Raw genomic sequence first — 7,745 nt, forward strand, 5'->3', positions numbered from 1 at the left:
ATAGGGAGAGGAACATTCATTACTGAACAAATGAGGGATCTAAATTTATATTATTGATAACGATAACGTGCTGAACGCGCATGCGCATCTAAGTTTTCTTGTTGCGCTAAGATATCCGCAGTTTTCGCCAAAGTTTTCACACCTTGCTCAGAGCACATAATCAAACTTGAACGCTTTTGGAAATCATAGACACCCAGCGGCGAGGAAAAGCGTGCTGTACCTGAAGTTGGCAAAACGTGGTTTGGCCCTGCACAATAGTCACCAATCGCTTCTGGGGTATAACGCCCCATGAAGATTGCGCCTGCATGGCGAATATCTTCGGCCATTTCCTGCGCTTCGTCTAGGCAAAGCTCTAAATGCTCAGGCGCCACTTGATTAATCAGTTCAACAGCTTCGGCACGGTCTTTCACAAGCACCAATGCACCACGGTTGGCGATCGAAGTACGTGCAATCTCCGCTTTAGGTAAAGCTTGTAAATGTGCTTCAATCGCTTGTTCTACGTCATTTAACAACTGTGCATCTGGCGTGATAAATACAGCTTGCGCCACAGTATCGTGCTCAGCTTGAGACAATAAATCCATCGCCAACCATTCTGCATTATTCACGCCTTCAGCATAGACTAAAATTTCAGACGGCCCTGCAATCATGTCGATACCGACCTGACCAAATACTGCACGCTTCGCTGCAGCCACAAAACGGTTGCCCGGCCCTGTAATTTTATCCACCGATGGAATCGTTTCTGTACCATAAGCTAATGCTGCAACTGCTTGTGCCCCACCAATAGTGAAGACACGATGCACACCAGCTAAATAAGCGGCAGCCAACACCAGCGGATTCAACTCGCCGTTTGGTGCAGGTACAACCATAATAATTTCAGGTACACCTGCGACATGTGCAGGTACAGCATTCATCAATACTGACGACGGATAAGATGCCAAACCGCCCGGTACATAAATCCCGACACGGTCGAGTGGTGTGACCTTTTGTCCGAGCGTATTGCCCAAGGCATCCACATAAGTCCAGCCTTCTTGCTTCTGTGCTTGGTGAAACTCACGAATACGATTTGCTGCAAGCTCTAAAGCTTCGCGAACTTCGCTACTCAAACCATCAAAAGCGGTTTTTAATTGTTCTTGGGTCAGCTCTAAATCTGAGAATTGATGCGCGGGATGTCGATCGAACTGTTGAGTGAGTTTAAGAACATGAGCATTACCATGCTGACGGACATCAGCAATGATTTGATCTACGGTTTTTAAAAGTTCTGGGTCACTCACGGTTTCAAAAGCCAACAAATCAGCAAAGACTTGTTTAAAGTTCTGATCTTGAGTCGATAAACGTCGCATCAATTTATCCACAATGAAAATAAACGGAAGCTTTAGTTTACCTTGTTTCCTGTATTTTGTGGGCAACAATCCTGCAGCTTAAGATAGAGTTTAATGAAAAATTACTTTTAAGCGCATCGGCAAATAAGTAGAAATCTTATTTTTGAACTAGAATGATTTTAAGAATTAAAAGAATAGGTGAACGTTAATGACGATTACAGATATAGCCCAAAGCTTTTCCATCGGGCAATTCAGCCAAGTTCAGCCGTATTTTTCACAAAATATTGTATGGGAAATCATCGACGAGCGACAGCTCTCAGGCATCGACCAAGTTCTAAAACATTGCCACTCTATTGAAAATTATTTTAAGCGCATATCGCATGAGTTCCAAATCCAAGCGGTTCATCAAGTAGCTCATCATGTAATTATTCAAGGTGAAGCGCAATTCCATGATGCCAAGCAGACATCCCGAATTTCTGCTTGTGATGTCTATAACTTTGATGCTTTAAATCAACTGGTTCAAATTCAATCCTATTGTATTTCAATCCAATAAAAATATTAAAAATGAGTACGCACAAAAAAACCGCCATCATAGATAGCGGTTTCTTTAAACACAAAAGATCAACTTACTTATTCTTTAATGCTTCACGCTCAGCCACAGCTGTTTCTAACTGTGCAAGAATTGGATTTAACAATGCTTGCTTACGCTTGAAACTTGCCTTGTTCACGATCAAACGTGAAGAGACTTTACAAATTTCTTCCAAAGGTTCTAAACCATTGGCACGTAAAGTATTCCCCGTATCAACCACGTCAACAATGTAATCACCTAAACCCACCAATGGCGCAAGTTCCATTGAACCATATAACTTAATCACATCGACTTGCTCACCTAAGCTTGCATAGTACTGACGGGTTAAATTTACATATTTGGTGGCAATTTTTAAACGCCCTTTAGGACGCTCCATGCCAACTTTACCTGCGGTCATCAGTTTACATACTGCAATTTTTAGATCGAGTGGTTCATAAACGTTTTGCGCGCCATGTTCCATAAGCACGTCTTTGCCCGCAACACCGATATCAGCCGCACCATTTTCCACATAGGTAGGTACGTCAGAAGCACGTAAAATTAAAATACGGACTTGTTTATGGGTGGTGGGGAAAATTAACTTACGTGATTTATCAGGATCTTCCAGTAAGTTAATTCCAGCCGTTTCAAGTAAAGGCAGGGTTTCTTTTAAAATACGACCTTTACTCAATGCCAATGTTAAACCATGATCAAAATTGCCCATTACGTCAAAATTTGGATCATCGTTTCTCATATCGCTCATGAACTTACTCGCTTAATTTGGGCGCCTATACCTTGTAATTTCGCTTCGACATCTTCATAACCGCGATCAATATGATAGATACGATCAATCAGCGTCTCACCATCAGCAGCAAGTGCCGCCAACACCAGCGAGAAAGAAGCGCGTAAATCTGTTGCCATCACAGGTGCTGCAGAAAGTTTCTCTACACCCGTCACGACAGCATCATTACCCTCGACCTGAATATTTGCACCCATACGTGACAATTCAGGTACATGCATAAAACGGTTTTCAAAAATCGTTTCTGAAATGGTGGCAAAACCACGGCCAATGGCATTGACTGCCATAATCTGTGCTTGCATATCGGTTGGGAAGTCAGGATGTGGAAGCGTTTGGAAACTCACTGCTTTCGGGCGTTTACCCATCATATCCAGTTCGATCCAATCATCACCACGGGTCACTTCTGCGCCCATTTCTTCAAACTTTTCTAAAACAGATTCCATCAACGTTGGATCAGTATGTGTAGTTTTTACACGACCACCTGTAATGGCCGCAGCAGCCAAATACGAACCCGTTTCAATCCGGTCAGCAACTACAGCGTATTCACAGCCATGTAGTTTTTCAACGCCTGTTACCACTAAGGTATCAGTGTCTAAACCTTCAATTTTTGCACCCATCGCGATCAACATTTTCGCAAGGTCAGTAATTTCAGGTTCACGTGCCGCATTGCGAATCGTAGTTACACCATCTGCCAATGCCGCAGCCATTAAGATATTTTCGGTACCACCTACGGTCACCATATCAAAAACGACTTCGCCACCTTTCAGACGTCCATCGACTTTAGCGTGTACATAACCCGCTTCAACTTCAATTTCTGCACCTAAAGCTTCTAAAGCTTTTAAGTGTTGATCGACTGGACGCGAGCCAATCGCACAGCCCCCCGGCAAAGATACTTTTGCACTACCATAGCGCGCCACCAACGGACCAAGCACTAAAATAGATGCACGCATGGTTTTCACCAACTCATACGGTGCAAACTGATTGTCCAATGTTGAAGTATCTGCAGTGACCGTATCCCCTTCATAGGTCATGGTAATCCCTAAACCACCAATCAACTGCACTAAAGTATTCACATCTTTTAAATGTGGCACATTGGTAAGCTTGGTTGGAGTTTCAGGCAAAATCATTGCTGCAAGCAAAGGCAAAGCAGCATTTTTAGCACCCGAAATACGGACTTCACCTTCGAGCTTAGTGCCACCTTGAATTAAAAATTTATCCATCTAGTATTAAGCTCCGAATAAGCTTGCTTTACGCCATTCTTCTTTAGTCATTGCACGAATAGTCACCGCATGCACTTCGCCACTTGCGATATAAGAATTTAATGGTGCATAAACAGCTTGCTGACGCGCAACAGGACGCTTGCCTTCGAATTGATCATCGACAATACGTAAGTCAAACTTTCCGCCTTGCCCACTAACTGCAACCTCAGCTTCAGGAAAAGCAGCTTTTAAAATTTCAGTGAGCTGTTCACTATTCATCACAAAGACCTCTTATAGGACCAACGGTGTAAAAACCTGCCATTTTACTATAAATCTGAAAAATAAAGCATTAGACCCATACACTTTATATATAAAAAAAGAGGTTCAAAAAAACCTCTTTTTGCTTAAAAATCAAACTAAATGGCAATAGGTTGGTAAACTTGCTGCATTTTACGATGCTTATCGAGCTGTCTTTTGAGTTTTTCTGATAATTTTTTAATCGACGTATACATATCATCTGCTGAAGCCTGAGCAAAAAATTCAATGCCCGGTAAACGGATAATTGCTTCTGCAATATGATTGCTACTGCCTTTTTTAGTATGTTTATCGACCTGATGATCTTTGGTCAATTTTACCTGCATACTGTTCACTTGATCAATATGCTTGGTCATTTCTGCAAACTTGCAGCGAATAGTATCTTCAATAGCTGGGGTAATGCTTAAATGGTGTCCACGAATTGTTATTTGCATATATCTATCCCTCACCTTCATTAGGATTAATGAGGAAAAGCCAAGACGATTTAATGACTGCAAAACAACCAGTGCGTATAGAAACATCAAATCATTTTAGCCATTCCTTAAAGAAAAAAGAGGTTCATTATGTTGTCATAATGAACCTCTAGAATAGTCAGATTTTAAATTTTAGATCAAGACTTTTCGTTCAGAAGATGACGGAATATGTAACGATTCACGATACTTTGCCACCGTCCGACGAGCAACATCAATCCCATCATCTTTTAAAAGATTGGCAATTGCATTGTCAGACAAAGGTTTACGAGCATTCTCTTCAGCAATCAATTTTTTAATCTTGGCGCGAATTGCAGTTGAAGATGCTTCGCCACCTGAAGTTGTACCGACATGACTTGAAAAGAAATATTTCAACTCGAACAAGCCGCGTGGCGTCAGCATATATTTATTTGTAGTTACGCGAGAAACGGTCGATTCGTGTAATTCTACCTCTTCGGCAATATCGCGAAGGACCAAAGGCTTCATGCCTTCAGCACCAATTTCTAAAAATGCGCGTTGATGTTCAATGATACACGTCGCCACTTTCAACAAGGTCTTATGCCGTTCGTCGACACTTTTAATAAAGTTTTTCGCATCCAACATCTGATTACGTAAGTACTGATTATCATCACTTTGATCAGCACGTTTAATCATATTGGCATAAAAAGAGTTAATACGCAGTTTAGGCATAATGTCTGGATTCAATGCCACTTGCCATTGCTCATTTTTCTTCATGACCACGACATCAGGAATTTGATAATCCGAGTCTTTATCTTCAAATTCCAATCCTGGATGTGCTTTTAAAGTTTTTAATAAATCCACTGCACATTTTAATTGCTCTTGATTCAGCCCTGTTTGTTTAATCAGTTTAGCCAACTCATTGGTAATTAACAGCTCATAATTTTTCAGTAAAATCATGGCATCATTTCGACAAACAGTTTGTACAGGCAAGGCTTCTAACTGCACCATTAAACACTCAGCCAAATTACGAGAACCAACACCCAATGGATCTAAACGCTGAATATGTTTGAGCACGACAACGACTTCATCATCTTCCACTTCATCGTCATAGTCCATACTTTCTAAAAGGTGCTGAACTGAAGTCGTAATTTCTGAAATATCGCTATCTAAAAATCCTTTATCATCTAATGAGTCAATAATGCAATAAGCAATCAACTGATCCACTTGCGAAAAATGCAAAAGATTAATTTGCTCGAGCATATGCTCTTTTAAACCCAAATGCCCTTGGCGGTTATCTTCACGCTCTTCAAATTCTGCCGCACCGAGACTTGTCGGCTGATGTGTATAAACATCATCCCAATCTGTATCGACAGGTAAATCATCAGGTAAATGGTCAGCATTCAGTTCATTGGTTAAGTCTTTCTTATCTACTTCTTGCTCTTGTACACTAGATAAGCTTTCCATTGAAGATTGTTCTTCTACTTTTTCTAAAAGCGGGTTGCTATCGAGTTGGATCTGAATTTCTTGTTCAAGTTCAAGGCTCGACAATTGAAGCAATCGAATAGCTTGTTGTAATTGGGGGGTTAGCGACAAAGAGTTCGCAACTTTCAATCCAACAGATAACTTCATAGATCCCTACTCTTTTATACAACTTTTCTAAAGCACGCATTACAAGCAATTTTTGTGCCGTTTTATTTTTTATAGCATAAAAAATTCAAAAAACCTACAAATTTTGAGCATATTATTTTACGCAACCTGAATAACACAACATCATGCTTTACACAGATTTTTATCAATTAAGAAAAAATAAATCATCCCATCCTATTTTAATAGACTCAACGCATACTTTCAGTTCGCTATAAGGGCCAATTAAATAAAAACATCATCGTCATTCAACTTTGTAAAAACCTACGTATAGATATTTTTTAAAGTAATTTACACAACTCAAAAGTATTATTAAGAACCTCAAACATAGCTGTAGAACATAATGCGTAAATTCAGCCTCCTATTTTGTAGATTGCACAGTATTGAGCACAGCGAAATCTACACTGTCAAATAAAGAAAGAAGCTATGCAAGACCACCTCGGATACGGACTTAGCACACGCGCATTAAAAAACGATGGTTTTTTCATTATTCTAGGTGCATCAATCAATATTAATTGGTTAACCGCCATCACAAAACACTCGAAATTACTGGATGCTTTAGTCATGTAGCCAAAACATACTGTGATATATCATCTGCATTGAAGCTGAACATCTTTCCTTAAACTCGCGTAAAACTATATAATTTGATTTGGAAAATATGGGCAGGATTTGGGTCAATGAAGCTACCAACAAATGCAATACTCCTAGCTATTCCGTGATCAGCTTATGTGTCCCAGTAAATATCCAATCACTAGTCTTGAGCGAAGCTAAATCCAATCAATCTAATTAAAAGCTTTATAAAATAAAAAAGCCTGAAATTCATCAAGCCCTTGTATTCACTTTCTAAAATTACAGACTTTTTAAATAGGAGGCAATTTCTAATTGTTCCGCCATTTCAGCCAGTTGTAATGCAGTATATTCACCTTTGTACTGAACATTTGCGCCTTTTTCAACCAGTAGTTTCACCACATCTAGATAACCATTTTCAGCAGCAGCTTGAAGCGCGCTATAGCCTTCATCATCAGTAGAATTCACATCTGTACCGCTGGCAAGACTTTTTTCAACTTCTGCCAACTCACCTAAAGATGCCCAATAAACCAATTCAGGTAAATGCAGTTCATCATCGCTTTCAGGGATTGGGGAGAATGAACTAAGTTTCATTAAACCACCTCAAAATTTAATTTTAGACCGAATATATAAAAGCATATTCATTAAAGGTAATCCAATCCATGTTTAAAAACTTTCTATAAATTTAATTAAGTTAATATTAGCCATAGAGACCATCAATAACTCGAAACATCATTTTTATTTATTTTTTGATAAACCTCTTCCCGATTCACTAACCGCATAATAAAAAAAGCCCCCTAACTTAATCGTTAGGGGGCTTTTGAATAATGAGCTGGCGATGACTTACTCTCACATGGCAAACGCCACACTACCATCAGCGCTAAGAGGTTTCACTTCTGAGTTCGG

Annotated in this window: 8 protein-coding genes; 1 reads left to right on the top strand and 7 read right to left on the bottom strand. The window is 39.8% G+C overall.

Annotated features, from left to right (window positions below):
• Positions 1-50 precede the first annotated feature (50 nt).
• Entirely contained in the window at positions 51-1,352 is a 1,302-nt protein-coding gene (hisD, locus tag B9T36_RS17890) for a histidinol dehydrogenase (RefSeq protein WP_162900311.1), read from the bottom strand.
• 175 nt (positions 1,353-1,527) lie between these two features.
• On the opposite strand from hisD, the gene B9T36_RS17895 reads away from it, so the two are divergent.
• Positions 1,528-1,872, top strand: coding sequence for a hypothetical protein (locus tag B9T36_RS17895; protein WP_086210786.1), 345 nt, complete (start codon positions 1,528-1,530; stop codon positions 1,870-1,872).
• A 73-nt stretch (positions 1,873-1,945) separates the two neighbouring features.
• Here the strand turns inward: B9T36_RS17895 and hisG are convergent, their stop codons facing one another.
• From hisG to B9T36_RS17925, 6 genes are all read right to left on the bottom strand, one after another.
• On the bottom strand, positions 1,946-2,647 hold the full coding sequence (gene hisG, locus B9T36_RS17900) for an ATP phosphoribosyltransferase (RefSeq protein ID WP_004984172.1): 702 nt from the start codon (positions 2,645-2,647) through the stop codon (positions 1,946-1,948).
• Positions 2,644-3,903, bottom strand: a complete 1,260-nt coding sequence (gene murA / locus B9T36_RS17905) for a UDP-N-acetylglucosamine 1-carboxyvinyltransferase (protein WP_086210787.1) — start codon at positions 3,901-3,903, stop codon at positions 2,644-2,646. The genes hisG and murA overlap by 4 nt, the downstream gene beginning before the upstream one ends.
• A 6-nt stretch (positions 3,904-3,909) precedes the next feature.
• On the bottom strand, positions 3,910-4,161 hold the full coding sequence (ibaG, locus tag B9T36_RS17910) for a BolA family iron metabolism protein IbaG (RefSeq protein ID WP_004695019.1): 252 nt from the start codon (positions 4,159-4,161) through the stop codon (positions 3,910-3,912).
• A 137-nt stretch (positions 4,162-4,298) separates the two neighbouring features.
• Positions 4,299-4,631 (bottom strand): ribosome hibernation-promoting factor, HPF/YfiA family, encoded by a 333-nt coding sequence (gene hpf, locus B9T36_RS17915; protein ID WP_004695021.1) that lies wholly within the window; start codon positions 4,629-4,631, stop codon positions 4,299-4,301.
• Positions 4,632-4,802: 171 nt separating this feature from the next.
• Entirely contained in the window at positions 4,803-6,257 is a 1,455-nt protein-coding gene (locus B9T36_RS17920; RefSeq protein WP_086210788.1) for an RNA polymerase factor sigma-54, read from the bottom strand.
• 864 nt (positions 6,258-7,121) lie between these two features.
• Positions 7,122-7,433 (bottom strand): ankyrin repeat domain-containing protein, encoded by a 312-nt coding sequence (locus B9T36_RS17925; protein WP_086210789.1) that lies wholly within the window; start codon positions 7,431-7,433, stop codon positions 7,122-7,124.
• Positions 7,434-7,745: the final 312 nt, after the last annotated feature.

This window comes from Acinetobacter sp. ANC 4204 (genome assembly GCF_002135205.1).
Lineage (GTDB): Bacteria > Pseudomonadota > Gammaproteobacteria > Pseudomonadales > Moraxellaceae > Acinetobacter.

Excerpts from the sequence above, each read along its gene's own strand:
- B9T36_RS17895 (WP_086210786.1), top strand. The coding sequence starts at position 1,528 with ATGACGATTACAGATATAGCCCAAAGCTTTTCCATCGGGCAATTCAGC.
- hisG (WP_004984172.1), bottom strand. The coding sequence starts at position 2,647 with ATGAGCGATATGAGAAACGATGATCCAAATTTTGACGTAATGGGCAAT.
- murA (WP_086210787.1), bottom strand. The coding sequence starts at position 3,903 with ATGGATAAATTTTTAATTCAAGGTGGCACTAAGCTCGAAGGTGAAGTC.
- ibaG (WP_004695019.1), bottom strand. The coding sequence starts at position 4,161 with ATGAATAGTGAACAGCTCACTGAAATTTTAAAAGCTGCTTTTCCTGAA.
- hpf (WP_004695021.1), bottom strand. The coding sequence starts at position 4,631 with ATGCAAATAACAATTCGTGGACACCATTTAAGCATTACCCCAGCTATT.
- B9T36_RS17920 (WP_086210788.1), bottom strand. The coding sequence starts at position 6,257 with ATGAAGTTATCTGTTGGATTGAAAGTTGCGAACTCTTTGTCGCTAACC.
- B9T36_RS17925 (WP_086210789.1), bottom strand. The coding sequence starts at position 7,433 with ATGAAACTTAGTTCATTCTCCCCAATCCCTGAAAGCGATGATGAACTG.